22 protein-coding genes are annotated in these 25,216 nt (G+C 72.6%); 4 read left to right on the top strand and 18 right to left on the bottom strand.

Going from position 1 to position 25,216, the window contains the following annotated elements; genetic code table 11:
* Positions 1-32: 32 nt before the first annotated feature.
* The 3 genes from ACH4TL_RS08940 to ACH4TL_RS08930 all read right to left on the bottom strand — a co-directional run bounded on the left by ACH4TL_RS08940 (position 33) and on the right by ACH4TL_RS08930 (position 2,920).
* Positions 33-830 carry a carbon-nitrogen hydrolase family protein gene (locus tag ACH4TL_RS08940; protein ID WP_398309731.1) on the bottom strand — a complete coding sequence of 266 codons (798 nt, stop codon included), beginning with the start codon at positions 828-830 and terminating at the stop codon, positions 33-35.
* Between the two features lie 150 nt (positions 831-980).
* Positions 981-1,436: an Lrp/AsnC family transcriptional regulator gene (locus ACH4TL_RS08935; RefSeq protein WP_398309734.1), complete on the bottom strand. Its 456-nt coding sequence runs from the start codon at positions 1,434-1,436 to the stop codon at positions 981-983.
* An 11-nt stretch (positions 1,437-1,447) separates the two neighbouring features.
* Positions 1,448-2,920: an amino acid permease gene (locus tag ACH4TL_RS08930; RefSeq protein ID WP_398309737.1), complete on the bottom strand. Its 1,473-nt coding sequence runs from the start codon at positions 2,918-2,920 to the stop codon at positions 1,448-1,450.
* A gap of 314 nt (positions 2,921-3,234) precedes the next feature.
* On the opposite strand from ACH4TL_RS08930, the gene ACH4TL_RS08925 reads away from it, so the two are divergent.
* Positions 3,235-3,480, top strand: coding sequence for a hypothetical protein (locus ACH4TL_RS08925; RefSeq protein WP_398309739.1), 246 nt, complete (start codon positions 3,235-3,237; stop codon positions 3,478-3,480).
* Positions 3,477-4,304 carry a DUF2637 domain-containing protein gene (locus tag ACH4TL_RS08920; protein WP_398309742.1) on the top strand — a complete coding sequence of 276 codons (828 nt, stop codon included), beginning with the start codon at positions 3,477-3,479 and terminating at the stop codon, positions 4,302-4,304. The genes ACH4TL_RS08925 and ACH4TL_RS08920 overlap by 4 nt, the downstream gene beginning before the upstream one ends.
* 144 nt (positions 4,305-4,448) lie before the next feature.
* On the opposite strand, the gene ACH4TL_RS08915 is transcribed toward ACH4TL_RS08920, so the two are convergent.
* The 3 genes from ACH4TL_RS08915 to rpe form a co-directional block, all read right to left on the bottom strand.
* Positions 4,449-5,888 carry a GuaB1 family IMP dehydrogenase-related protein gene (locus ACH4TL_RS08915; protein WP_398309745.1) on the bottom strand — a complete coding sequence of 480 codons (1,440 nt, stop codon included), beginning with the start codon at positions 5,886-5,888 and terminating at the stop codon, positions 4,449-4,451.
* A gap of 83 nt (positions 5,889-5,971) precedes the next feature.
* Complete coding sequence (locus tag ACH4TL_RS08910) at positions 5,972-6,961, bottom strand: sugar-binding transcriptional regulator (protein WP_398311521.1); 990 nt, start codon at positions 6,959-6,961, stop codon at positions 5,972-5,974.
* Positions 6,962-7,088: 127 nt separating this feature from the next.
* Positions 7,089-7,772: a ribulose-phosphate 3-epimerase gene (gene rpe, locus ACH4TL_RS08905; RefSeq protein WP_398309748.1), complete on the bottom strand. Its 684-nt coding sequence runs from the start codon at positions 7,770-7,772 to the stop codon at positions 7,089-7,091.
* A 213-nt stretch (positions 7,773-7,985) separates the two neighbouring features.
* On the opposite strand from rpe, the gene ACH4TL_RS08900 reads away from it, so the two are divergent.
* Positions 7,986-8,954, top strand: a complete 969-nt coding sequence (locus tag ACH4TL_RS08900) for a serine hydrolase (protein WP_398309751.1) — start codon at positions 7,986-7,988, stop codon at positions 8,952-8,954.
* Between the two features lie 3 nt (positions 8,955-8,957).
* On the opposite strand, the gene ACH4TL_RS08895 is transcribed toward ACH4TL_RS08900, so the two are convergent.
* From ACH4TL_RS08895 to fmt, 4 genes are all read right to left on the bottom strand, one after another.
* The gene (locus tag ACH4TL_RS08895; protein WP_398309754.1) at positions 8,958-11,177 is read right to left on the bottom strand and encodes an NADP-dependent isocitrate dehydrogenase; all 2,220 of its coding nucleotides are present in this window, start codon (positions 11,175-11,177) and stop codon (positions 8,958-8,960) included.
* An 83-nt stretch (positions 11,178-11,260) separates the two neighbouring features.
* Positions 11,261-12,709, bottom strand: coding sequence for an RsmB/NOP family class I SAM-dependent RNA methyltransferase (locus ACH4TL_RS08890; RefSeq protein ID WP_398309757.1), 1,449 nt, complete (start codon positions 12,707-12,709; stop codon positions 11,261-11,263).
* 52 nt (positions 12,710-12,761) lie between these two features.
* Complete coding sequence (locus ACH4TL_RS08885) at positions 12,762-14,690, bottom strand: ABC transporter ATP-binding protein (protein ID WP_398309760.1); 1,929 nt, start codon at positions 14,688-14,690, stop codon at positions 12,762-12,764.
* A gap of 145 nt (positions 14,691-14,835) precedes the next feature.
* On the bottom strand, positions 14,836-15,765 hold the full coding sequence (gene fmt / locus ACH4TL_RS08880; RefSeq protein ID WP_398309763.1) for a methionyl-tRNA formyltransferase: 930 nt from the start codon (positions 15,763-15,765) through the stop codon (positions 14,836-14,838).
* A 235-nt stretch (positions 15,766-16,000) separates the two neighbouring features.
* On the opposite strand from fmt, the gene ACH4TL_RS08875 reads away from it, so the two are divergent.
* Positions 16,001-16,522 (top strand): hypothetical protein, encoded by a 522-nt coding sequence (locus ACH4TL_RS08875; protein ID WP_398309766.1) that lies wholly within the window; start codon positions 16,001-16,003, stop codon positions 16,520-16,522.
* 4 nt (positions 16,523-16,526) lie between these two features.
* On the opposite strand, the gene ACH4TL_RS08870 is transcribed toward ACH4TL_RS08875, so the two are convergent.
* The 8 genes from ACH4TL_RS08870 to ACH4TL_RS08835 all read right to left on the bottom strand — a co-directional run bounded on the left by ACH4TL_RS08870 (position 16,527) and on the right by ACH4TL_RS08835 (position 25,207).
* The gene (locus ACH4TL_RS08870; protein WP_398309769.1) at positions 16,527-18,677 is read right to left on the bottom strand and encodes a primosomal protein N'; all 2,151 of its coding nucleotides are present in this window, start codon (positions 18,675-18,677) and stop codon (positions 16,527-16,529) included.
* Between the two features lie 87 nt (positions 18,678-18,764).
* The gene (gene metK / locus ACH4TL_RS08865) at positions 18,765-19,973 is read right to left on the bottom strand and encodes a methionine adenosyltransferase (RefSeq protein ID WP_179937790.1); all 1,209 of its coding nucleotides are present in this window, start codon (positions 19,971-19,973) and stop codon (positions 18,765-18,767) included.
* A 320-nt stretch (positions 19,974-20,293) separates the two neighbouring features.
* On the bottom strand, positions 20,294-21,511 hold the full coding sequence (coaBC, locus tag ACH4TL_RS08860) for a bifunctional phosphopantothenoylcysteine decarboxylase/phosphopantothenate--cysteine ligase CoaBC (protein ID WP_398309773.1): 1,218 nt from the start codon (positions 21,509-21,511) through the stop codon (positions 20,294-20,296).
* A gap of 132 nt (positions 21,512-21,643) precedes the next feature.
* Positions 21,644-21,904: a DNA-directed RNA polymerase subunit omega gene (rpoZ, locus tag ACH4TL_RS08855; protein ID WP_020867048.1), complete on the bottom strand. Its 261-nt coding sequence runs from the start codon at positions 21,902-21,904 to the stop codon at positions 21,644-21,646.
* A 58-nt stretch (positions 21,905-21,962) separates the two neighbouring features.
* Entirely contained in the window at positions 21,963-22,529 is a 567-nt protein-coding gene (gene gmk, locus ACH4TL_RS08850; RefSeq protein ID WP_398309776.1) for a guanylate kinase, read from the bottom strand.
* A gap of 39 nt (positions 22,530-22,568) precedes the next feature.
* Complete coding sequence (locus tag ACH4TL_RS08845; RefSeq protein WP_009713618.1) at positions 22,569-22,892, bottom strand: integration host factor; 324 nt, start codon at positions 22,890-22,892, stop codon at positions 22,569-22,571.
* 204 nt (positions 22,893-23,096) lie between these two features.
* Positions 23,097-23,960, bottom strand: coding sequence for an orotidine-5'-phosphate decarboxylase (pyrF, locus tag ACH4TL_RS08840; RefSeq protein WP_398309779.1), 864 nt, complete (start codon positions 23,958-23,960; stop codon positions 23,097-23,099).
* A gap of 146 nt (positions 23,961-24,106) precedes the next feature.
* Positions 24,107-25,207 carry a quinone-dependent dihydroorotate dehydrogenase gene (locus ACH4TL_RS08835; RefSeq protein ID WP_398311524.1) on the bottom strand — a complete coding sequence of 367 codons (1,101 nt, stop codon included), beginning with the start codon at positions 25,205-25,207 and terminating at the stop codon, positions 24,107-24,109.
* Between the last annotated feature and the right edge of the window lie 9 nt (positions 25,208-25,216).

Below are 25,216 nucleotides of genomic sequence, written 5' to 3'. Positions count from 1 at the left end.
GGTGAGGGTGAAAGTGAGGGAGGGGCGACGGGTCAGCCGAGGGACCCGTACAGCCCGGGGCGGCGGTCGCGCAGGTAGGTGTTGATGCGGCGCGAGGTGGCCAGCAGCCGGGGGTCGGCGTCGCCGAAGATCAGCTCCTCGGAGCGGCCCGCCCGGGCGCGCATGGTGCCGTCGGGCCCGGCCAGACAGCTCAGCCCGATGAAGTCGAACTCGCCCTCGGGGCCGCTGCGGTTGACGTACGCGATGTACATCTGGCTCTCGAAGGCCCGTACCGGGACGAGCGATTCGGCGACGAACTGGAAGGGGTGCATCTGCGCGGTCGGCACCAGCAGCAGATCGGTTCCGGCCAGGGCGTGGGCCCGGACGTTCTCCGGGAACTCCACGTCGTAGCAGATCATGATGCCGATGGTCAGCCCGCCGAGTTCGGCCTGGACGACGGGGGTGTCGCCGGGGGTGAACCAGTCGTTCTCGAAGCAGCCGAAGAGGTGGGTCTTGCGGTAGTTGGCGAGCGGGGTGCCGTCGGGGCCGACCAGGCGGGCGGAGTTGTGGACGGCGTCCCCGGCGCGCTCCGGGTAGCCGTACAGGACGGCGATGCCGTGCTCGGCGGCGATCTCGGCCACGGCTTGGCCGCTGGGCCCGTCGGCGGGCTCGGCCATCCGGTGCACCCCGTCGCCGATGGCGTAGCCCGTCAGGAACATCTCGGACGTGACCAGCAGCCCGGCCCCGTCCGCCGCGGCGCGCTCGGCGGCGGCGTCGAGGGCCTTGAGGTTACGGGCGGGGTCGCCGGGGTGACCGGAGCTCTGGAGCAGGGCGGTGCGCAGCGGCGGCATGGGGACCTCTGGGGAGACGTGACCGTACGCAGAAAACGGTACGTTGCGCCGAGAACGGCCGACAAGCCGCGATCGTTGCGCGCTCGCCGTGCATCCGTTACGCGTTTTCGGCCCGATACGGCGATTCGTTGCGCACCGCCCGGGGAGGGACTACGTGGGGGCGCCCGAGGTGTAGCGCCGCAGCAGCGGCGACAGCACCAGCACCGACTTGGTGCGCTCCACGAACGGTTCGCCCGCTATCCGCTCCAGCACCCGCTCGAAGTGGCGCATGTCGGCGGCGAAGACCTGGACGACGGCGTCCGCGTCGCCGGTGACGGTCGACGCGGACGCCACCTCGGGGTAGCGCGACAGGCCCCGGCGGATGTCGTCGGGCGAGGTGTTGTGGCGGCAGAACAGCTCCACGAACCCCTCGGTCTCCCAGCCCAGCGCCGCCGGGTCCACCCGTACGGTGAAGCCCGTGATGGCGCCGTCGGCCCGCAGCCGGTCCACCCGCCGTTTGACGGCGGGGGCGGACAGGCCGACCAGTTCGCCGATGTCGGCGTAGGAGCGGCGGGCGTCTTCGGCGAGGGCGTGGACGATGCGTTCGTCGAGGTCGTTCAGTCGCACTGAGGGGGGTGTCACTTCTCTGCTGTGGCCAGTCGGGATCGGCGCATGCCGTAGGCGAAGTACAGCACAAGCCCGACGGCCATCCAGACTCCGAAGACCACCCAGGTCACCAGTTCCAGGCTGTTCATCATCCACAGGCACAGCCCGAAGCCGATGAGCGGGAAGAGCGGCGACAGCGGCACCCGGAAGGTCCGCGGCATCTCGGGCCGGGTCCGGCGCAGCACGATCACGGCGATGTTGACCAGCGCGAACGCGAAGAGCGTGCCGATGCTGGTGGCGTCGGCGAGCTGGCCGAGCGGGATCGCGGCGGCGAGGACGCCGCAGAAGAGCGAGACGATGACGGTGTTGGCGCGCGGCACCCCGGTCCCGGCGTGGACCTTGGAGAAGACCGAGGGGACCAGCCCGTCGCGGGACATCGCGAAGAGGATGCGGGTCTGGCCGTAGAGCACGGTCAGCACCACGGAGGCGATCGCGATGACCGCACCGGCCGCCAGCACGACGGCCCAGAAGCTCTGCCCGGTGACGTCCTTCATGATCCCGGCGAGCGCGGCCTCGGTGCCGGCGAACTTCTTCCACGGCAGGGCGCCCACGGCCACGGCCGCGACCAGGCAGTACAGCGCGGTCACGATGACGAGCGAGAGCATGATCGCGCGCGGCAGGTCGCGCTGCGGGTTCTTGGCCTCCTCGCCCGCCGTGGAGGCGGCGTCGAAGCCGATGTACGAGAAGAAGAGGGTGGCCCCTGCGGCGCTGACGCCCGCCATGCCCAGCGGCATGAACGGCGTGTAGTTCCCGGCCCGGATGCCGGTGAAGGCGACGGCGCAGAACAGGACCAGCGCGGCGATCTTCACCGCGACCATGATCGTGTTGGCCCGGGCGCTCTCCTTGGCGCCGCCCAGCAGGAACGCCATGGCCAGCAGCACCACGAGCAGCGCGGGCAGGTTGAACACGCCGCCGTCGCCGGGCGGGGCGGCCAGTGCGTCGGGGATGGTGACGCCGAGCGTGCCGTCCAGCAGCTCGTTGAGGTACTGCCCCCAGCCGACCGCGACGGCCGCGACCGAGACGCCGTACTCCAGGATCAGACACCAGCCGCACACCCAGGCGACCAGCTCGCCCATGGTCGCGTAGGCGTACGAGTACGAGGACCCGGAGACCGGGATGGTGCCCGCCAGCTCCGCGTACGACAGCGCGGAGAACAGCGCGGTCAGCCCGGCTATCACGAACGACACGACGACCGCGGGACCCGCGTCCGGCACGGCCTCGCCGAGGACGACGAAGATGCCGGTGCCCAGCGTCGCGCCGATGCTGATCATGGTCAGCTGCCAGACGCCCATGGTGCGCCGCAGGCTTCCGCCCTCGCCGTGGCCACCCTCGGCGACCAGCCGCTCCACCGGTTTGCGCCGCATCAGGCGGGCGCCGAGCCCACCGGCCGGAGGCCCTGACTCCGGTCGCTGGGCGGTGGGAGGGGCTGCGCCGTGCTCCAACACGTGGGGGGCTCCTTAATCGCTGCCATCGGCATGGATGTCTGGTGACGGCGGACCGGACGCGGGCATAGCGATGCCCGGTGACAAATCCGCAGGTGGGAATCGCCGAGCAGTCGCCCTGGCGCCACTCAGCGTCAGCGCAAGACCCTATGAGCCGTCCGGCCACGGCCGTAATGCACCATCCTTGCGCATACGTGTCCGAACATTGCGCGCGGGGGCGCTCGCCAGGGAATCATTGCGACACCCGTGCGCGAGTCACCCCCCGATTCACCCGAATGCCGCGATACGGCACCAATTTGGCGGTCGTTGGTGGGGACGTGACGACTGACAGGCTGCAACCCCCTGACCACGCTCCGCTCACAGCCGAACCCGTGTTCCGGGCCCGGGATCACGGGACGGAGGACGAGCGCTTCCCGCACGATTACCCCCTCGAATACTGCTCGAGGGTCTGGGAGGACTTCCTCACGACCCTGGGCAGGATCGAGGACGACTTCCTCCAGCGCTCCGGTACGACGCACTCCGGCGCGGCGGAGCCGGGCGTCGAGGCGGGCGTCCAGGCATGACGTACACCGAGCCGAGGCCGGGCGGCTACGGGCCTCACCCCACCGGCCACTACCCGCCGCCCAACCCCGCCGAGCGGTTCGACATGGGCGTCGAGTACGAGATGAATCCTTTCCCCCTGCCGGACCCGGATTCCCTGGAGGGCCGCTGGGACCTGGAAGGAGATCTGGCGCGACTGCTCCAGACCACCTCCGCCCACCCCACCGTCCCCCCGCCCGTCGCCGCCCCCGTCCCGCCTTCCGTCCCCGTGTCCGTCCCCGTCTCCGCGCCCGTCGAGGACCCGGTGGCGCACTCCACCGGGCCGATCCCCATCCGGTCCCCCTCCCCCACCCATGTGCGCGGGCGCGGCAAGCGCCGCCGGGTCCGCTTCCGGCTGCCGACCATGCCGTGGCTCCAGATGATCAGCCTGATCTTCGCGGCGATGACCACCGTGATCGTGGCCATGCTGAGCGTGCTGGGCGGGATGATCTCGTACCGTCCGCTGCGCTATCTGGCCTCCCCCAGCACCTCGGAGTCCATGGCGGCGTGGTGGCCCCTGCTGGTCTACGGGCCGTGGCTGGTCGCCTCGCTGTCCGTGCTGCGGGCCGCGCTGCACCGCCGCGGGGCGGCGCACTCGTGGGCGGTGGTGGTGCTGTTCTCCACGATCGCGGTGTTCCTGTGCGTCGCGCACGCCCCCAAGAACGCGCCCAGCATGGCCGTCGCCGGTCTCCCCCCGGTGGCCGCGCTGGTCTCGTTCCACCAGTTGGTACGCCAGATCACCCTCACCAGCCCGCCCCGGCACGCCCTGCCCCGACGAGGCGGTGACCCCCGCGGCGTCATCCGGTAACACCACCGCACACACGCGGGCGGCCCCCACTCACCCGAGCCGAGTGGGGGCCGGCCCCCTTCATTTAGGGCTCGGTTCTCCCCCAGCTACCGCTGGGAGGTGCCCCCAGCCGAACCAAGCGCCCAGAGCCGAGGCGAACCCGGCTCACTCCCAGCTGGCGTGCAGCGGCTTGCCCTCCGCGTAGCCCGCGGCGCTCTGTACGCCGACCACGGCGCGCTCGTGGAACTCCTCCAGCGAGTTCGCGCCCGCGTAGGTGCACGAGCTGCGCACCCCCGCGATGATCGAGTCGATCAGGTCCTCGACGCCCGGCCGGGCCGGGTCCAGGAACATCCGCGAGGTCGAGATGCCCTCCTCGAACAGCCCCTTGCGGGCGCGCTCGTAGGGCGACTCCTCGCTGGTGCGGTTGCGCACCGCGCGCGCGGACGCCATGCCGAAGCTCTCCTTGTACGGCCGCCCGTCGGCGGCGTGCTGGAGGTCGCCCGGGGACTCGTACGTCCCCGCGAACCACGAGCCGACCATCACGTTGGACGCCCCGGCCGCCAGCGCCATCGCCACGTCACGCGGATGCCGGATCCCGCCGTCCGCCCAGACGTGCTTGCCCAACTTCCGCGCCTCGGCGGCGCATTCCAGCACCGCGGAGAACTGCGGGCGGCCCACGCCGGTCATCATGCGGGTGGTGCACATGGCGCCAGGGCCGACGCCGACCTTGACGATGTCCGCGCCCGCCTCGATCAGATCGCGCACACCCTCCGCGGCGACCACGTTGCCCGCGACGACGGGCACCCGCGGACCGAGCGCGCGGACCGACTTGAGCGCGCCGATCATCGACTCCTGGTGGCCGTGCGCGGTGTCCACGACCAGGGCGTCCACCCCGGCGTCGAGCAGCGCCTTGGCGCGCCCCTCCACATCGCCGTTGACGCCCACGGCGGCGGCGATCCGCAGCCGTCCGTCCGCGTCCACGGCGGGCTGGTACAGCGTGGCGCGCAGCGCGCCCTTGCGGGTCAGGATTCCGGCCAGCCTGCCGTCTGCGTCCACGGCCGGGGCGAACTTGCGGTGCGCCGCGTCGAGGCGGCCGAAGGCGTCCTGGGGGTCGATGTCGGCGTCGAGCAGCAGCAGCTCCCGGGACATCACCTCGGACAGCTGCGTGAACCGGTCCACGCCGGTCAGGTCGGACTCGGTCACCACGCCCACCGGGCGGCCGTCCTGCACCACGACGCCCGCGCCGTGCGCCCGCTTGGGCAGCAGCGACAGGGCGTCGGCCACAGTGCCGGAGGGGGCGAGCACGATCGGGGTGTCCAGGACCAGGTGGCGGCCCTTGACCCAGCGGACGACGTCGGCGACGACCTCGATCGGGATGTCCTGCGGAATGACGACGAGGCCGCCGCGCCGGGCGACCGTCTCGGCCATCCGGCGCCCCGCGATCGCGGTCATGTTGGCGACGACGAGCGGGATGGTGGTGCCGGTGCCGTCGGGTGAGGCCAGGTCGACGCCCTGGCGGGAGCCGACCGCGGAGCGGCTCGGCACCATGAACACATCGTCGTACGTCAGGTCGTACGGCGGCTTCTGATCGTTGAGGAAACGCACGTACTTCAGTGTCCCATGCGACCCGCAATACAGACCTTAATCAAACGGTGCTCCCGACGCCCGAGGGCGCCGGGAGCGCGCGCCTACGCGCCGTCGGGGTCGGCCCGGTCGAGGGCGGGGCGGGGGCCCGGGTCGGCCTCCAGCAGCAGATGGTCGGCGGCCGTGGTGTCCGTCACCAGGCTGGTGACCAGCCCCGACCGCAGCACCGCGCCGATCGCCTCCGCCTTGCGGCGGCCGCCCGCGATGGCCACCACCTCGGGGATCCTGCGCAGCCGGTCGGCCTCGACCGTGATGCACCGCTCGCCCAGGTCACGGCCGATGCGGCGGCCCTCGGCGTCGAAGAGGTGGGCCGACATCTCGGCGGCTGCGCCCAGGCTCTCGTAGTGGGCCCGCTCCTTCTCCGTGAGCATGTCGTACACCGTGGAGATCCCGGCCTCCCAGGAACCGATGGACACACAGGCCACGGTGACCTTGTCGAAGTACTCGAAGGCCCGGGCGATCCCGGTCTGCCCGCGCAGCGCGTCGGCCGTGGCCGTGTCCGGCAGCAGCATCGGCGCGTAGATCGGGTGGGCCTCGCCGCCGGAGACGGCGGCGGCGCGCCGGACCGCCTCGACCGAGCCGCGCTCGGCCGTGCCCGCGTCGTACACGCCGGTGAGCTGGACGACGGTGCACGGCGGCAGCCGGTGCAGCGCCGCGGCCATGTGGATGGTGGAACGGCCCCAGGCCAGCCCGAGCACATCGCCCTCGTTCACCAGCTCGCCCAGCAGGTCGGCGGCGACCTCGCCCAGGTTCTCCGGGTCGGGGGTGTCGGCCTCGGCGTCCGCCGGGGACTCGACGACGACCGCGTGGCGGAGCCCGTACCGGGCGCGCAGCGCGTCGGAGCGCTCCGCGTCGAGCTCGGCGGGAACCCGGATCTCGATCCGCACCAGGTCGCGTTCGAGCGCGGTCTCCAGCACCCGCGCGACCTTGAAACGGCTGACCCCGAACTCCTCGGCAATCTGGATCTTGGACTTGCCCTCGAGGTAGAAGCGGCGCGCCATGGCCGCCGCCTGCACCAGTTCGGCGGGTCCCATCCGCGTGGCTGAACGGCCCGTCGACACCGCGGTCTCCTCACTTGTCAATGTTCCGGCCTCACCGTTCATCCTGTCAGAAACGGTGGAGTTGGTTCGCGCTTTACCGTGACGTTCACCGACCGGTAGCTCAGTGGCCGCACGGCCCCGTGGCGCCCGACGCCTTCTCGGCCAGGGCGCGCAGCTCGCGTACGGCCTTGTCCGGGTCCTGCGCACCGTAGACCGCGGAACCCGCCACGAACACGTCGGCGCCCGCCTCCGCGCACCGCTCGATGGTCGAGGCGGACACCCCGCCGTCCACTTGGAGCCACATCTCCAGGCCGTGCCGGGAGATCAGCTCACGGGTGCGGCGGATCTTGGGCAGCATGATGTCGAGGAACGCCTGCCCGCCGAAGCCGGGCTCCACGGTCATCACCAGCAGCATGTCCAGCTCGGGCAGCAGGTCCTCGTACGGCTCGATGGGGGTCGCGGGCTTGAGCGCCATCGCCGCCCGCGCGCCCTTGGCCCGGATCTCGCGCGCCAGCCGTACGGGCGCGGCCGCGGCCTCCACGTGGAAGGTGACCGAGCCCGCCCCCGCCTCCACATAACTCGGCGCCCAGCGGTCCGGGTCCTCGATCATGAGGTGGCAGTCCATGGGCGTGTCCGTCGCCTTGCCCAGCGCCTCCACCACCGGCACTCCGAGGGTCAGATTGGGCACGAAGTGGTTGTCCATGACGTCGACATGGAGCCAGTCGGCACCCTCGACGGCCTTGGCTTCGTCCGCGAGGCGGGAGAAGTCCGCGGACAGGATGCTGGGATTGATCTGCACGGCCATGGCACCAGCCTGCCACGCCCGGCGCCGGGCCATGGACCCGGGATGATCACGATCCGGTCGCCGCCCGGTCGGCCCGCCCCCGTCGCCACCCCGGACGCCCCCGGTTGCCTCGTCCCGCTTGCGGCCGTGCGGGCGGCGCGATGTCGTGATCGTGGATCTTGGAAAAGGCCGAAGGCGAAGGCGACGATGCGACCGATCACAACAGGACAGCGCATGCCCGGGCGCAACCACGCCGCCCTCTCCCTCGCACTGGCGGCGGGACTCCTCACCGCTCCGGTGGCCCGAGCGGGGACCGCCACGGCGAGCCCGGTGGTGGCCTGCGCCTCGGCCGTGCCCGGGCTCGCCGCCAGGCTGTCCCTGGACGTCACCGCCGCGCTGCGCGGCAGGCCCGCCACCGCCGCGGTCGCCCTGCGCGACCACACCACCGGCACCCGCTGCACGCTCCGCGGTGACCAGTGGTTCGACTCGGCGAGCGTGGTGAAGGTGACCGTTCTTGCCGCCCTGCTGCGGGACGCGCGGACCCACCACCGGCTGCTGACGCGCCACGAGAACGCACTGGCCGCCGCCATGATCACCAGGTCGGACAACGCCGCCACGACCGCCCTGTGGCGCCGCCTCGGGGTGCAGCGGGTCACGGCGCTGCTGCGGCTCGCCGGGATGACGCGGACCGTGCCCGGCGACGGCGGGCACTGGGGGCTGACCCGGATCACCGCGACGGACCAGCAGAGACTGCTGGAACTGCTGACCCACCGCAACCCGGTCCTCGGCAGCAGATCCCGCCGTTACGCCCTCGGGCTGATGCACAGGGTCGTCCCCTCACAGCGCTGGGGCACCCCGGCGGGCGCGCCGCGCGGCACCACGGTCCAGGTGAAGAACGGCTGGCTGCCCCGGGCCACGCACGGCTGGCGGGTGCACAGCATCGGCGCGTTCACCGGACACGGCCACGACTACACGCTCACGGTGCTCACCGAGGACAACGCCCGCATGAGCGACGGCGTCGCCACGATCCAGGCCGTGGCCCGGGCGGTACACCGGGGCCTCGACGCGGCCGCGGTCACGGCGGCGCCGTACGCCCCGGCCCTCGTCCCACGGGAGGCGATGCCCACGGTGCCCTGGCGGCGCCATCGATACGGAACCGCCCCGGCCGGAAGCACCGGCCGGGGCGGAACGCATCCGGGATGACCGTCAGCTCAGGGCGGACAGCGCCTGGTTGAGGGTCTGCGACGGACGCATCACGGCCGACGCCTTGGCCCCGTCGGGCTGGTAGTAGCCACCGATGTCGGACGGCGAGCCCTGGACGGCCAGCAGCTCGTCCACGATCGTCTGCTCCTGCTCGGTCAGCGTCGCGGCGAGCGCCTTGAACGCCTCGGCGAGCTGGGCGTCCTCGGTCTGCTTGGCCAGCTCCTGCGCCCAGTACAGGGCCAGGTAGAAGTGGCTGCCGCGGTTGTCGATGCCGCCGACGCGACGGCTGGGCGACTTGTTCTCGTGGAGGAACGTGGCGGTCGCCCGGTCCAGGGTGTCGGCGAGCACCTGGGCCCGCGCGTTGCCGGTGGTCGTTGCCAGGTGCTCGAAGCTGACCGCGAGCGCCAGGAACTCGCCCAGGCTGTCCCAGCGCAGGTAGTTCTCCTTGACCAGCTGCTGCACGTGCTTGGGCGCGGAGCCGCCGGCGCCGGTCTCGAACAGCCCGCCGCCGTTCATCAGCGGCACGACCGACAGCATCTTGGCGCTGGTGCCCAGCTCCAGGATCGGGAACAGGTCGGTCAGGTAGTCACGCAGCACGTTGCCGGTGACCGAGATGGTGTTCTCGCCGCGGCGGATGCGCTCCAGGGAGAACGCGATCGCCTCGACCGGCGACATGATCTCGATGCGCAGCCCCTCGGTGTCGTGCTCCGGGAGGTACTGCTTGACCTTGGCGATGAGGTTGGCGTCGTGGGCGCGGCCCTCGTCCAGCCAGAACACCGCCGGGTCGCCGGTCGCGCGGGCGCGGGTGACGGCGAGCTTGACCCAGTCCCGGATCGGGGCGTCCTTGGTCTGGCACATCCGGAAGATGTCGCCCTCGCTGACCGTCTGCTCCAGCACCAGGTTGCCCTGGCCGTCGGTCACCCGGACGGTGCCGGTGGCCGGAATCTCGAAGGTCTTGTCGTGGCTGCCGTACTCCTCGGCCTTCTGCGCCATCAGGCCGACGTTGGGCACCGAGCCCATCGTCGACGGGTCGAAGGCGCCGTTGGCGCGGCAGTCGTCGATGACGACCTGGTAGATGCCCGCGTAGCTGCTGTCCGGGATGACCGCGAGGGTGTCGGCCTCCTCGCCCTTGGTGTCCCACATGTGACCCGAGGTGCGGATCATGGCGGGCATGGAGGCGTCGACGATGACGTCGCTCGGGACGTGCAGGTTGGTGATGCCGCGGTCGGAGTCGACCATGGCCAGCTCCGGGCCCTCGGCCAGCTCCGCCTCGAAGGACTCCTTGATCTTCGCGCCCTCGGGCAGCGACTCCAGGCCCTTGAGGATGCCGCCGAGCCCGTCGTTCGGGGTGAGCCCGGCCGCGGCCAGCGCCTGGCCGTACGCGGCGAACGTCTTCGGGAAGAAGGCCCGTACGACATGGCCGAAGATGATCGGGTCGGAGACCTTCATCATCGTGGCCTTCAGGTGCACCGAGAACAGCACGCCCTCGGCCTTGGCCCGCGCGACCTGCTCCTTCAGGAACTCGCGCAGCACGGCCACGCGCATCACGGACGCGTCCACGACCTCGCCCGCGAGCACCGGCACCGACTCGCGCAGCACGGTGGTGGAGCCGTCGTCACCGGTCAGCTCGATGCGCAGCGCACCGTCCTCGGCGATCACCGCGGACTTCTCGGTGGAACGGAAGTCGTCACCGGTCATGTGGACGACGTTGGTCTTGGAATCGGCCGACCAGGCGCCCATGCGGTGCGGGTTGGCCCTGGCGTAGTTCTTGACCGACGCGGGGGCGCGGCGGTCGGAGTTGCCCTCGCGCAGCACCGGGTTGACCGCGCTGCCCTTGACCTTGTCGTAGCGGGCGCGGATGTCCCGCTCCTCGTCGGTCTTCGGGTCGTCCGGGTAGTCCGGCAGCGCGTAGCCCTGCTCCTGCAGCTCGGCGATGGCCGCCTTCATCTGCGGGATGGAGGCCGAGATGTTCGGCAGCTTGATGATGTTGGCCCCGGGCGTCTTGGCCAGCTCGCCCAGCTCGGCCAGGGCGTCCTCGATGCGCTGGCTCGCCTCGAGGCGCTCGGGGAACTGAGCGATGATGCGCCCGGCCAGGGAGATGTCCCGCCGCTCCACGGAGACCCCGGCCGTCGAGGCGTAGGCCTCGACCACAGGCAGGAACGAATACGTCGCCAAGGCCGGGGCCTCGTCGGTGTGCGTATAGATGATGGTCGAGTCAGTCACCGGGTGCTCCGCTCCACGTCTGTAACATTGCTCGACATCAAGATATCCCGTGACGGCCTCCCGTTCGAACGCCCCCCGCCCCTTCAGGCGGTGCGGCGCAGTAGGGCCAGGTACATGGCGTCGGTGCCGTGCAGATGTGGCCACAGCTGGACGTCGGGACCCTCGCCCAGGGCGGGGACGCCCGGCATCAGGGGGCGGGCGTCGATCCACTCCGCCGTCGCGCCCTGGCCCTTGCGGGCCTCGCCGAGCACGTCCTCGACCACGGCGCGGGTCTCGGCCGGGTGCGGGGAGCAGGTCGCGTAGCCGACGACGCCGCCGACGCGAACGGCGGTCAGCGCCTCGCGCAGCAGTCCGCGCTGGAGCGGGGCGAATCCGGCCAGGTCCTCCGGGCGGCGGCGCCAGCGCGCCTCGGGGCGGCGGCGCAGGGCGCCGAGGCCGGTGCACGGGACGTCGACCAGCACCCGGTCGAAGCTCTCCGGCCGCCACGGCGGGCGGGTGCCGTCGGCGGCGATCACCTGGTACGGGCCGGGGTTCCCGGCCAGGGCCCGTTCCACCAGGCGGGCGCGGTGCGGCTGCTTCTCGGCGGCCAGCAGGGCGGCGCCGCGGTCCGCGGCGAGCGCGCCGAGCAGCGCGGCCTTGCCGCCGGGGCCGGCGCAGCCGTCCAGCCAGCGCGCGTCGGGGCCGTCCAGCGGGGCGTTCGCGAGCGCGAGGGCGACGAGCTGGCTGCCCTCGTCCTGCACCCCGGCGCGCCCCTCGCGGACCGCGTCCAGCGCCCCGGGCTCGCCGCCCTCGGTGAGCCGCACGGCGTACGGGGACCAGCGGCCCGGCAGCGCGGAGTCCTCGCCGACCGCGGCGACCAGTTCATCGGGGCGGGACCGTCCTGGGCGGGCGACGAGGGTGACCTCGGGGCGTTCGTTGTCCGCCTCCAGCAGGTCCTCGATCCCGGCCCGGCCGCCGCCGAGGGCGTCCCACAGCGCCGAGACGATCCAGCGCGGATGGGCGTGCACGACGCCGAGATGGTCCTCGGGGTCCTCGTCGTACGGCGGGGCGACCCGCTCCAGCCAGGTGTCGAGGTCCGCGTCGGCGATCCTGCGCAGCACCGCGTTGACGAACTTGGCGCGCCCGTCGCCCAGCACCACCCGGGCCAGCTCGACGCTCGCGGAGACGGCGGCGTGAGTGGGGATGCGGGTGCCCAGCAGCTGATGGGCACCCAGGGTCAGCACGTCGAGGACGGGCGGGTCCACCTCGCGCAGCGGGCGGTCCACGCATTCGGCGATGATCGCGTCGTAGGTGCCCTGGTGGCGCAGGGTGCCGTAGACCAGCTCGGTGGTGAGCGCCGCGTCCCGGGCGTCGAAGCCGCCGTCCTCCCGCGCCTTGCGGAGCAGGGGCGGGAGGACGAGGTTGGCGTACGCGTCCCGTTCGTCGACGGCCCGCAGCGCCTCGAAGGCGAGGATCCGTACGGGGTCCTTCTTCGGTCGGCGGTAGGGCTTGCCGGGGCGGCTGCGACGGGGAGGGCCGGACTGGGGGCTCACGGGAAATGTGCTCCGGAAGGTATGGGGTGATCAGCCCCCCAGCCTACGCGGCTCAGCTCAGCGCCCCCGCCGCCTCCCTGGGCTCGCCGGGCTCGTCGGGGCCTCCGGGCGTTCCGGGTTCCTGGGTTTCGAACTGGGTGCGGTACAGCTCCGCGTAGCGCCCGTCGGCGGCGAGCAGCGCGTGGTGGGTGCCGCGCTCCACGATCCGGCCGTCCTCCACGACGAGGATGAGGTCCGCCGCCCGCACCGTGGACAGCCGGTGGGCGATCACCACCGCGGTCCGCCCGTCCAGCGCCTCGGCCAGCGCCTCCTGCACGGCGGCCTCGGAGGTGGAGTCCAGATGGGCGGTGGCCTCGTCGAGGATCACCACCCGGGGACGGGCCAGCAGCAGCCGGGCGATGGTCAGCCGCTGGCGCTCACCGCCGGAGAGGCGGTAGCCGCGTTCGCCGACGACCGTGTCGAGACCGTCCGCGAGCGACGCGATCAGCCCGTCGAGACGGGCCCGGCGCAGCACCTCCCACAGCTCGTCCTCGGCCGCCTCGGGGCGGGCCAGCAGCAGATTGGCGCGGATCGTGTCGTGGAAGAGGTGGCCGTCCTGGGTGACCATGCCGAGGGTTTCGCGCAGCGAGGCGGCGGTCAGGTCGCGGACGTCCACACCCGCCAGCCGCACGGCGCCCGCGTCGGTGTCGTACAGCCGCGGCAGCAGCTGCGCGATGGTCGACTTGCCCGCGCCGGAGGAACCCACCAGGGCGACCATCTGGCCGGGCTCGGCGCGGAAGGACACCTCGTGCAGCACCTGGACGCCGCCGCGGGTGTCCAGGGTCGCGACCTCCTCCAGGGAGGCGAGCGAGACCTTGTCGGCGGACGGATAGCCGAAGTCGACGGCGTCGAACTCCACCGACACCGGCCCGTCCGGCACCCGCCGGGCGTCCGGCTTCTCGGTGATCAGCGGCTTCAGATCCAGCACCTCGAAGACCCGCTCGAAGCTGACGAGCGCGCTCATCACCTCCACCCGCGCCCCGGCCAGCGCGGTCAGCGGCGCGTACAGCCGGGTCAGCAGCAGCGCGAGGGAGACGACGGCGCCGGGTTCGAGGCTGCCGCGCAGCGCGTAGTAGCCGCCGAGGCCGTAGACGAGGGCGAGCGCCAGGGCGGAGACGAGGGTCAGCGCGGTGACGAACGAGACCTGGACCATCGCCGTACGCACCCCGATGTCCCGCACCCGGCGGGCCCGCGCGGCGAATTCGGCGGACTCCTCCGCCGGGCGGCCGAACAGCTTCACCAGCGTCGCGCCGGGCGCCGAGAACCGCTCGGTCATCTGGGTGCCCATCGCCGCGTTGTGGGCCGCCGCCTCGCGCCGCAGCGTGGCGAGCCGGCGGCCGACCCGGCGGGCGGGCAGCAGGAACATCGGCAGGATCAGCAGCGCGAGCAGCGTGATCTGCCAGGAGATGCCGACCATCACGACGAAGGTGAGCAACAGCGTGACCGCGTTGCTCACCACTCCGGAGAGGGTGTCGCTGAACGCCCGCTGCGCGCCGATCACATCGTTGTTGAGGCGGCTGACCAGCGCACCGGTGCGGGTGCGGGTGAAGAACGCGACCGGCATCCGCTGCACATGGTCGAAGACGGCGGTGCGCAGATCGAGGATCAGCCCCTCGCCGATGTTCGCGGACAGCCGCCGGGTCAGCAGCCCGAGCGCCGCCTCGGCCACGGCGATGGCGGCGATCAGCCCGGCCAGACCGGTCACCGTGGACGGGTGAGCGTGGTGGTCGATCGCGTCCACCACCCGGCCCGCGAGCAGCGGGGTGGCGACCGCGGTCACCGCCACCACCGTGCTCAGCAGGACGAACAGCAGCAGCGGACGGCGGTGCGGGCGGGCGAACGCGCCGATGCGGCGCAGGGTCGCCCGGGAGAAGGGCCGCCGGTCGTCGCTGGCGTGGGTGGCCTGGTACAGGGAATGCCACGCGGTGACTTCCATGCTCATCGCGCACCTCCGAAGGGTTCGGGGTGCCGCCACGGGAGTTACGCCGGTGGGTCCGGACCGGCGGCACGTACTGAGGACGGTAGGACTTGAACCAAGGTTCAGGTCAACGCGCGACCTCCCCCGGGCGCGTCCGCGCCCCGGCTCGTCAGCCCAGCCGCTCGCCCTCGGCGATCCGTACGCCACGGGCCCAGTCCGCCCCGGGCATCGGCTTCTTGCCCTGCGGCCGGACCCAGGTCAGCTGCACGGCGTGGCTGCCCGTGCCCACGTACACCGCCTTCTTGGTCGCGGCGAGCGCACCGGGCGCCAGGTCCGTACGGTCCGCCGCCGGCGCCGCCGAGACCACCTTCAGCCGCTCCCCGCGGAACGTCGTCCACGCGCCGGGCGCCGGAGCGCACCCCCGCACCAGCCGGTCGACCCGCAGCGCGGGCGCCGACCAGTCGATCTCCGCGTCCTCGACGTTGATCTTCGGCGCGAGCGAGACGCCCTCCGCGGACTGCGGCACCGCCCGCAGTGAACCGTCCTCGATGCCGTCCATCGTCGCCGCGAGCAGCCCGGCCCCGGCGAAGGCCAGCCGGGTCAGCAGATCGCCGCTGGTGTCGGTGGGCCGTACGTCCTCGGTCACCACCCCGTACACCGGCCCGGAGTCCAGCCCCTCCTCGATCTGGAACGTCGACGCGCCGGTCACCTCGTCGCCCGCCAGCACCGCGTGCTGCACCGGCGCCGCGCCGCGCCACGCGGGCAGCAGCGAGAAGTGCAGATTGACCCAGCCGTGCGCCGGGACCTCCAGCGCCGCCTTCGGCAGCAGCGCGCCGTACGCCACCACCGGGCAGCAGTCCGGGGCGATCTCGGCGAGCCGGGCGAGGAAGTCCGCGTCCCGCGGCCTGGCCGGTTTCAGCACCTCGATGCCCGCCTCCTCGGCCCGCTCCGCGACCGGGCTGGCCACCAGCCGACGGCCGCGCCCGGCAGGCGCGTCGGGGCGGGTCACGACGGCCACCACCTCGTGCCGGTCGGACGCGATCAGTGCGTCCAGCGCGGGCAGGGCGACCTCGGGGGTACCGGCGAAGACGAGCCTCATGGGTGGCGAACTACCTCTCAACAGGGCGGTACGGGGCGGAGAACGGCGGAAACGCCGCCTCAGTCTATGATCCGCGCACCCCAGGGGGCGTACGGGCCGACTCCCGCACGCCCCGGACCGTGACCGACGGGCGGGTGTCGCGTTGGTCAAGAGAGATTGACCTCGCCGGTCCGCGACCGCGGCCCGGTTCCCCTTCCCGCCCACCCCCTTCACCGCCGGTTCGAGAGGCTTGTTCATGGCCGACCACGCAACTCACGACGCCCAGGCACGGGCCAGCCTGCACCTCCTGGTCCGGGACATCGAGCGGGTCCGCCGACAGGTGGACGCGCTGCGCACCCTCACCGCCCAGCTCGGCAACGTCTACCGGCCGCGGCGCACCGGACCGGCCGCGGGCTTCGTCGTCTACGGCCGCGCCCCCGCGCCCACCGTGCGGCTCGCCCAGGAACTGCGGGACAGCGTCGAGACCCTGGTCACCGCCGCGGTCGACTTCGACCGCTCGCTCGGCTTCTCGTGGGACGCGGTGGGCTCCGCACTCGGCGTCACCAAGCAGGCGGTGCACCGCCGTTACGGCTCCCGCCGCACCTCGGCGACGAGCACCGCGGAGAGCGGCGAGGCCCCGGCGGGGCACAGTCCCGAGCCCGCCGCCGTGCCGCCGGTCCCGTCCGTACCGGCCGCCCGCTCCATCCCCCCGCAGTCCGCCCCGCCGCTGCGCGAGGACCCCCGCCCCAGCGCCTTCCCCGGCCCCCGCAACGGCTGAGGTTTTACCCGATGTCCAGGGGGTCGACCCGGATCGTCGGGTCCTTGTCGCCGCGGGCCAGCCGTAGCGCCTTGGCCTCCTTGACCGCCGCGGCCAGGGCGCGGCCCTGGCCCGGGGGCACCCGCAGCAGGGCGCGCTCCCACTGCGCCCCGGGCGGCGGATCGCCGGGGCGGCGCGGGCGGCCGGGCGGGGTGGGCGCCAGCGGGACCGGGCCCAGCGTCTCGGTCCCCTCCGGCAGCGAGGCCGACGCGATCAGCTCGGCCACCGCCTCCCCCGGACCGGCCACCGCCGCCATCCGGGAGACCGGCGGAAAGCCCAGCTGGGACCGCTCGGCGAGTTCACGCGCCGCGTAACCGGCGGGATCCCATCGCACCAGCGCCTGGACGGGCCGCTGCGTCGGTTCCGCGGTCACCACGACCAGCCCGCCGTCCTCGTGCCCCCGGACCAGCGCGGCCGCTTCCAGCCAGCGGCGCAGCGCGTCCTCGCCCGCGCGCAGGTCGGGTCGGCCGAGCAGGGCCCAGCCGTCGAGCAGCAGGGCCGCCGCGTAGCCGCCCTCGGCGACCGGCTCGGCACCCGGGGTGCTGACGACGAGCGACGGACGGTCGGGCACGGTGTCCAGCACATGGTCCCGGCCCGAGGTGCGCACCGGTACGGCGGGGAACGCCCGGCCCAGCTCCTCCGCGGTGCGCCGGGCGCCGACGACGCTCGCCCGCAGCCGTACGCCCCCGCACTCGGCGCAGTGCCAGGCGGCCTCGGCCCGGCCGCACCAGCCGCAGGCCAGCCGGTCCGCGTCGCGCGCCTCCAGCGGGCCCGAGCAGTGCCGGCAGCGGGCGGGCTCGCGGCAGCGCTCACAGGCCAGCCGGGGTACGTAGCCCCGGCGCGGCACCTGCACCAGCACCGGACCGCGGTTCAGCGCCTCCCGTACGGTCTGCCAGGCGAGCGTGGGCAGCCGGGCGGCGCGGGCCTCGGCGTCCCGGGCCACCTCGCCCTCGTCCACGGTGCGGATCAGCGGGGCCGCGGCGCGGACCTGCTCGCGGTCGGCCTCCAGCGGCCGGGCCCAGCCGTTCTCCACCAGCTGGGCGGCCTCCACGGTGCGGCCGAGGTCGCCCAGCAGGAAGCCCGCCTTCTCGTGCACGGCGCGCAGCAGCAGGACGTCGCGGGCGTGCGGCTGCGGGGCGTGGTCGTCGCTGTGGCTCTGGTCGCCGTCGTCCCAGATCCCCACCAGCCCGAGGTCCCGGACCGGCGCGAACATGGCGGCCCGGGTGCCGACGACGGCCCGCACCGACCCGCGGCTGAGGGCCAGCCACCGCCGGTAGCGCTCCTCGGGCCCGAGGTCCGCGGTGAGCAGCACATGCCGCCCCGCGCCGCCGAGCGCCCGGGTGAGCGCCGCGTCGACCCGGGCGGCGGTGCGCCCGTCGGGGACGACGACGAGGGCGCCGCGCCCGGAGGCGAGGGTGGCGGCGACCGCGGCGGCCCATTCGTCCGGCCAGTGCGGGCCTGGCAGCGCGGTCCATACGGCCCGGGGCGTGCCGCCGCCCGCGAGCGCGTCCAGAAACCCCGGCCCGGCCGGGTAGCGCGCCCAGCTGCCGGGCGCGGGTGGCCCGGGCGGGGGCAGCGGCGCCGGTGACGCCTCGGACTCGGCGCGGACGTTCCGCTTGGGCATGGCCAGCTGGAGGACGTCGGCGAGCGATCCGGCGTACCGGTCGGCGACGGCCCGGCACAGCGCGAGCAGCCCGGGCCCGAGCACCGGCTCGGGCGAGACGACCTGGGCGATCGCGGCCAGCGGCCCCCGGTAGTCGGACTCGGCGACCCGCTCGACGATGTACCCGTCGAGCAGCCCGCCGCCCTCGCGCCGCCCCTCGCGCACCTTGCCGGTCCCGGCCCCGAACCGCACCCGCACCCGCACCCCGGGCCGCGCCTCGGCGTCCATCTCGGCCGGGACCGCGTAGTCCCACAGCTTGTCCAGGTGCACCGGCCCCTTGTCCACGAGCACCTTGGCCACCGGCCGCTCCTTGGCCAGCGCGGCCCCGCGCCAGGTCCGCGGCTTGGCCCGCGGCACCTTGGCCTTGCGCACGCTGTCCCGGATGAGCGCGAGCTGCTCACCCCCCTGCGGCTCCCCCGCCGGGGCCTTGCGCTGCTCGTCGTCCCTGCTCACAGATCAAGTCTTAGCAGAGGACTCGGACAGCCGAAGGCCCGGACGCCGCGCGGGGCATCCGGGCCTTCGGTTCACGCCATGAAGGGACTACAGACCGGCCGCCGCGCGGAGGGCGTCGACGCGGTCGGTGCGCTCCCAGGTGAAGTCGGAGTCCTCACGGCCGAAGTGGCCGTAGGCCGCCGTCTGGGCGTAGATCGGGCGGAGCAGGTCGAGGTCGCGGATGATCGCGGCCGGGCGGAGGTCGAAGACCTCGGAGATGGCCTTCTCGATCTTCTCGGCGTCGATCGTGGCGGTGCCGAAGGTCTCGACGAACAGACCGACCGGCTCGGCCTTGCCGATCGCGTAGGCGACCTGGACCTCGCAGCGCTGGGCCAGGCCCGCGGCCACGACGTTCTTGGCGACCCAGCGCATGGCGTACGCCGCGGAGCGGTCGACCTTGGACGGGTCCTTGCCGGAGAAGGCGCCGCCACCGTGGCGGGACATGCCGCCGTAGGTGTCGATGATGATCTTCCGGCCGGTGAGACCGGCGTCGCCCATCGGGCCGCCGATCTCGAAGCGGCCGGTCGGGTTGACCAGCAGCCGGTAGCCCTCGGTGTCCAGCTTGATGCCGTCCTCGACCAGCTGGTTCAGGACGTGCTCGACCACGAACTCCTTGATGTCGGGAGCCAGCAGCGAGTCCAGGTCGATGTCGGAGGCGTGCTGCGAGGAGACGACGACGGTGTCCAGGCGGACCGCCTTGTGGCCGTCGTACTCGATGGTGACCTGGGTCTTGCCGTCCGGGCGGAGGTAGGGGATGGTCCCGTTCTTCCGGACCTCGGACAGGCGGCGGGAGAGCCGGTGCGCCAGGTTGATCGGCAGCGGCATCAGCTCGGGCGTCTCGTCGCACGCGTAGCCGAACATCAGGCCCTGGTCGCCCGCGCCCTGCTTGTCCAGCTCGTCCTCGTCGCCCTCGACCCGCAGCTCGTAGGCGGAGTCGACGCCCTGGGCGATGTCGGGGGACTGCGAGCCGATGGACACCGAGACGCCGCAGGAGGCGCCGTCGAAGCCCTTCTTCGACGAGTCGTAGCCGATGTCGAGGACCTTGTTGCGGACGAGCGTCGCGATATCGGCGTACGCCTTGGTGGTCACCTCACCGGCCACGTGGACCAGGCCGGTGGTGATCAGGGTCTCGACGGCGACCCGGGAGGTCGGGTCCTCCTTGAGCAGGGCGTCGAGGATGGAGTCGCTGATCTGGTCAGCGATCTTGTCGGGGTGACCCTCGGTCACGGATTCCGAGGTGAACAGGCGGCGGGACACATCGCTCCCTGGGGTTGCAGCGGCTGCTGGCTGATCATGGGCGGGACCGCCCGGGGGCTGCGCCCGATGCGGTTCCTCGGCCAGTTTATCCGGCGAATCCGCCGGTCGAGCATCCCCGTCCCACAGGACGGGCAGGCCTGACCTGGAACATACCTCGCATCGAGCTGAAATACAGCAAGGCCCCCATGACAGATAGCTGCCATGGTCCAATCGGGCGCTCCCTGCCCTGGATCAACCCACGGTGCCGGCAATGCCTACCCACGTGCGGCCGAAGGTCACGCGAACGTCTTGTGAAGATCACGCGAAGAGCCGTCACGGCCTCAGGCGAATCGGGCAGCGACCAGGTCCCAGACGGTCTCGGCCAGGGCCTCCTTCGGGCCGTACGGAACGGGCGTCTCGGCGCCGTCCGCCGCGAGCACGACCGCCTCGTTCTCCTCCGAGCCGAAGGTCTTGTGCTCCCCCACCTCGTTCACCACGAGCAGATCGCAGCCCTTGCGGGCGAGCTTCGCGCGACCGTTCACGAGAACGTCATCCGTCTCGGCGGCGAAGCCGACGACGATCTGTCCTGGACGCGCGCGATCGGCGGAGATTTCGGCCAGTACGTCCGGGTTGCGCACCAGGGCGACCGGTTCGGGCTCCTGCCCGTCCTGCTTCTTGATCTTTCCCGGGGCGTAGCGGGCGGGCCGGAAGTCGGCGACCGCGGCGGCCATCACCACCGCGTCGGCGTCCGCGGCGGCCTTCAGGACCGCCTCCCGCAGCTGGACGGCGGTCCCCACCCGCACCACATCGGCACCGGCCGGGGCGGGCAGCTCGCTGTTGGCCGAGACGAGCGTCACCCTGGCGCCCCGGGCCACGGCGGCGCGGGCCAGGGCGTACCCCTGCTTGCCGGTGGAGCGGTTGCCCAGGTAGCGCACCGGGTCCAGCGGCTCGCGGGTGCCTCCGGCGCTGATCACCACATGGCGTCCGGCCAGATCGGCGCGGAGCGCCTCGGGGCCGCGGGCCAGCACCCGGCGGGCGACCTCGAAGATCTCCTGGGGGTCCGGCAGCCGCCCCTTGCCGGTGTCCACCCCGGTCAGCCGCCCGACGGCGGGCTCGACGACCACACAGCCACGGCGGCGCAGGGTCGCCACGTTCTCCTGGGTCGCGGGGTGCTCCCACATCTCGGTGTGCATGGCGGGCGCGAAGACGACCGGACATCGGGCGGTCAGCAGCGTATTGGTGAGCAGATCGTCGGCGAGGCCGTGGGCGGCCTTGGCGAGCAGATCGGCGGTGGCGGGGGCGACCACGACCAGGTCCGCGGACTGGCCGATGCGCACGTGCGGCACCTCGTGGACGGACTCCCACACCTCGGTGCCCGCCGGATGCCCGGAGAGCGCCGACCACGTGGCCTCGCCGACGAAGTGCAGCGCCGAGGCGGTCGGCACGACGCGGACGTCATGGCCGGACTCCGTCAGCCGCCGCAGCAACTCACACGCCTTGTACGCGGCGATCCCGCCGCCGACCCCCAGCACGACCCGGGGCTTGTCCGCCATGGCCATCGCTCGCCTCTTCCCCGCCGATTACGATTCCCCGCCGATTACGGTTCCGCCGATTACGAGCGGATACGTACCCATGACACACCACGAGCCCGGCAGCGAGGCCGCCGGGCCGGTGATGAGCGATTTCGGATCTTACTGAGCCGGGCCCTCGATGGCCTCGGAGGTCAGCAGACCCGCGTTGATCTCGCGGAGCGCGATCGACAGCGGCTTCTCGTGGACGTGGGTGTCCACCAGGGGGCCGACGTACTCGAGCAGACCCTCACCGAGCTGCGAGTAGTACGCGTTGATCTGGCGCGCACGCTTGGCCGCGTAGATCACGAGGCTGTACTTCGAGTCGGTCGCCTCGAGCAGCTCATCAATCGGAGGGTTGATGATGCCCTCGGGCGCGGTCATGGGAGAGGACACTCTCTAGCCTTCCTTATTACGCCTCATGGCAAGAATGAATTGAAGATCAAGCCACTCGCATCAAGGCTAGCAGCTCACTCGCCACGTCCTCGACGGAGGTGTTGACCAGGGTGGTATCGAACTCGGATTCGGCGGCCAGCTCGACGCGGGCCGCCTCCAGCCGCCGCTCGATGACCTCGGGCGCCTCGGTCCCCCGGCCGGTGAGCCGGCGGACCAGCTCCTCCCAGCTGGGCGGCGCGAGGAAGACCAGCTGGGCTTCCGGCATGGTCTCGCGGATCTGCCGCGCGCCCTGGAGGTCGATCTCCAGCAGCACCGGCTCGCCCGCGTCGAGCCGGTCCATGACCGCCTCACGGGGGGTGCCGTAGCGGTTGCCGGCGAACTCGGCCCACTCCAGCAGCTCGCCGTTGGCGATGTGCTTGTCGAACTCTCCGTCGTCCACGAAGAAGTACTGGACGCCGTGCCGCTCGCCGGGGCGGGGCCTGCGGGTCGTGGCCGAGACCGAGAGCCAGACCTCGGGGTGTGCCTTGCGCATATGCGCGACGACCGTGCTCTTACCGACCCCGGAGGGGCCGGAGAGCACGGTCAGCCGCGGGCGTACTGGATGTGCTGCCATGCAGCAGATTATCCAGGTTCCCGGCAGTGCCGGAAAACGTCAGCCGGCTGCGCCGCCGAACTCACGCTCGAGGGATGCGATCTGGTTGGAGCCGAGCCCGCGCACACGACGGCTCTCGGAGATGCCGAGCCGCTCCATGATCTGCTTGGCGCGGACCTTGCCGACGCCCGGCAGGGACTCCAGGAGGGCGGAGACCTTCATCTTGCCGATGACATCGTTCTCCTGGCCCTGCTTGATGACCTCGTGCAGAGACGCGCCGGAGTGCTTGAGCCGATTCTTGACCTCGGCGCGCTCCCGGCGAGCCGCGGCGGCCTTTTCGAGCGCGGCTGCGCGCTGTTCAGGGGTAAGGGGCGGAAGAGCCACGCCTACGTCACCTCGGATGTCGAACTGTCGGATATGGACCGGTGAGGAACCTAGTCGGCCCTCACCTGCGGAGCAACGCGCAACGCAACAGCGCGTTCGCTCTCGTCGGAGACTAGCGGCCGATCCCGCTCCAGTCAGCGAGAACAGACGAAAAGTCCTGGTCAGACTCGCTCGACTGGGACATTCATGGACAAAATAGCCCGGTTATTCAGCCACGGCACGCACGTCATCAGCCATTCGGGCCGCCGCCTCGACCAGCGCGGAGGCATCCGGTCCGTGCTTCAGGACCCCTCGGCTGACGCTCGGAACGACATTGCGGACCGCCGCCCCGAAGACCCCCGGAAGATCCGCGGGGGTCGCCCCCTGGGCGCCGATGCCGGGCGCCAGCAACGGCCCGTCGATCGCCAGCTCCGCCCCGATCCGCTCCGCGGTGGAGCCGAGGGTCGCCCCGACGACCGCCCCGTACGAGCCGAGCGCGCCCCTTTCGGCCTCGTCGGCGTTCTCGGCCTTCAGCTGGGCCAGCACGGAGGCGGCGACCGTCGTCCCGTCCGGCCGCGCCGCGTGCTGCACCTCGGCGCCCTCCGGGTTGGACGTCAGCGCCAGTACGAAGACCCCGGCGCCGCTCGCCCGCGCGGCGTCCAGCGCGGGCCGCAGCGAGCCGAAGCCGAGGTAGGGGCTGACGGTGACCGCGTCCGAGAACAGCGGGCTGCCGGGGTCGAGGTAGGCGGCGGCGTACGCGGCCATCGTGGACCCGATGTCGCCGCGCTTGGCGTCCATCAGCACCAGCGCCCCGGCGTCCCGGGCGTCCGCCACGGCCCGCTCCAGCACGGCGATGCCGCGCGAGCCGAAGCGCTCGAAGAAGGCCGACTGCGGCTTGAGCACGGCGACGCGCCCGGCGAGCGCGTCCACGACGGTCCGCGTGAACCGCTCGAGCCCCGCGACGTCGTCCCCGAGCCCCCAGTCGGCGAGCAGGGACGCATGCGGGTCGATGCCGACGCACAGCGGCCCACGCTCGTCCATGGCCCGTCGCAGGCGGGTCCCGAAGGGGGTGGGGGCGGGGATCGTCATGGTGTCTCCTGGGGGATTCCGGCCCCTCCGGCGGAGAGGCAAGCGTGTCCGGGCGGTGATGCCCCACCACCCAGCCCCTCCGGCGATTGAGGAGCGGGGTCCGGGGCGGAGCCCCGGCGGGGGTGTGGGGGCGGAGCCCCACCCGACTACGCGGCGGCGTCGGCACCGACCGCGTCGGCCAGCGTGTCGTACGGAGAGGCGGCGAGCCGGGCAGCCAAGCCGCGATGGATCTCGCGGGCCCAGAACGGCCCGCGGTAGATGAACGCGCTGTAGCCCTGCACCAGCGTCGCCCCCGCGAGGATCCGCTCCCACGCGTCGTCGGCCGTCTCGATCCCGCCGACACCCACGAGCGTGAGCCGGTCCCCCACCCGGGCGTACAGGCGGCGCAGCACCTCCAGCGAGCGGGCCTTCAGGGGGGCGCCGGACAGCCCGCCGGTCTCGGCGGTGAGCGCCGAGGGGGACGTCAGCCCAAGACCCTCCCGCGCGATCGTCGTGTTGGTGGCGATGATGCCGTCAAGACCCAGCTCGACCGCGAGGTCGGCGACCGCGTCCACGTCCGCGTCGGCGAGATCTGGCGCGATCTTTACCAGCAGCGGCACCCGGCGCCCGGTCACCGTGCGGTCGGCGGCCTCGCGGACCGCGGTCAGCAGCGGGCGCAGCTGGTCGACGGCCTGAAGGTTCCGCAGTCCGGGGGTGTTGGGCGACGAGACGTTGACGACGAGGTAATCCGCGTGGGCGGCCAGTCGCTCGGTCGAGGTCACATAGTCGGCGACCGCTTCCGCCTCCGGGACGACCTTGGTCTTGCCGATGTTGACGCCGACCGTCGTGCGGAAGGCGGCGCGGCGGGCCGCGAGACGGTCGGCCACCGCCGCCGAGCCCTCGTTGTTGAAGCCCATGCGGTTGATCAGCGCACGGTCGCCGACCAGCCGGAAGAGCCGCTTCTTGGGGTTGCCGGACTGCGGCTGACCGGTCACGGTGCCGATCTCGACGTGGTCGAAGCCGAGCATCGCCATGCCGTCGATCCCGGCGGCGTTCTTGTCGAATCCGGCGGCGAGCCCGAACGGCCCGTGCATCCGCAGGCCCAGCGCCTCGGTGCGCAGCGCCTTGTGGCGGGGGGCGAAGACGGCCGCGAGATAGGTGCGCAGCACGGGGACGCGGGCGGCCAGCCGGATCCAGCCGAAGGCCAGGTGGTGGGCCTTCTCCGGGTCCATGCGCCGGAAGATCAGGTTGAAGAGCAGCGAGTACATGAGGGGGCC

Origin of the sequence: Streptomyces sp. NPDC021115, from assembly GCF_044333065.1 — a bacterium.
In the GTDB taxonomy this organism is placed as follows: Bacteria; Actinomycetota; Actinomycetes; order Streptomycetales; family Streptomycetaceae; genus Streptomyces.
This window is presented reverse-complemented; position numbering and strand designations above follow the sequence as displayed.

Excerpts from the sequence above, each read along its gene's own strand:
- ACH4TL_RS08940 (WP_398309731.1), bottom strand. The coding sequence starts at position 830 with ATGCCGCCGCTGCGCACCGCCCTGCTCCAGAGCTCCGGTCACCCCGGC.
- ACH4TL_RS08875 (WP_398309766.1), top strand. The coding sequence starts at position 16,001 with ATGGCCGACCACGCAACTCACGACGCCCAGGCACGGGCCAGCCTGCAC.
- pyrF (WP_398309779.1), bottom strand. The coding sequence starts at position 23,960 with ATGACGATCCCCGCCCCCACCCCCTTCGGGACCCGCCTGCGACGGGCC.
- rpe (WP_398309748.1), bottom strand. The coding sequence starts at position 7,772 with ATGGCCGTGCAGATCAATCCCAGCATCCTGTCCGCGGACTTCTCCCGC.
- coaBC (WP_398309773.1), bottom strand. The coding sequence starts at position 21,511 with ATGGCCATGGCGGACAAGCCCCGGGTCGTGCTGGGGGTCGGCGGCGGG.
- fmt (WP_398309763.1), bottom strand. The coding sequence starts at position 15,765 with ATGAGGCTCGTCTTCGCCGGTACCCCCGAGGTCGCCCTGCCCGCGCTG.
- ACH4TL_RS08920 (WP_398309742.1), top strand. The coding sequence starts at position 3,477 with ATGACGTACACCGAGCCGAGGCCGGGCGGCTACGGGCCTCACCCCACC.
- ACH4TL_RS08900 (WP_398309751.1), top strand. The coding sequence starts at position 7,986 with ATGCCCGGGCGCAACCACGCCGCCCTCTCCCTCGCACTGGCGGCGGGA.
- ACH4TL_RS08885 (WP_398309760.1), bottom strand. The coding sequence starts at position 14,690 with ATGAGCATGGAAGTCACCGCGTGGCATTCCCTGTACCAGGCCACCCAC.
- ACH4TL_RS08910 (WP_398311521.1), bottom strand. The coding sequence starts at position 6,961 with ATGGGACCCGCCGAACTGGTGCAGGCGGCGGCCATGGCGCGCCGCTTC.
- rpoZ (WP_020867048.1), bottom strand. The coding sequence starts at position 21,904 with ATGACCGCGCCCGAGGGCATCATCAACCCTCCGATTGATGAGCTGCTC.
- ACH4TL_RS08835 (WP_398311524.1), bottom strand. The coding sequence starts at position 25,207 with ATGTACTCGCTGCTCTTCAACCTGATCTTCCGGCGCATGGACCCGGAG.
- gmk (WP_398309776.1), bottom strand. The coding sequence starts at position 22,529 with ATGGCAGCACATCCAGTACGCCCGCGGCTGACCGTGCTCTCCGGCCCC.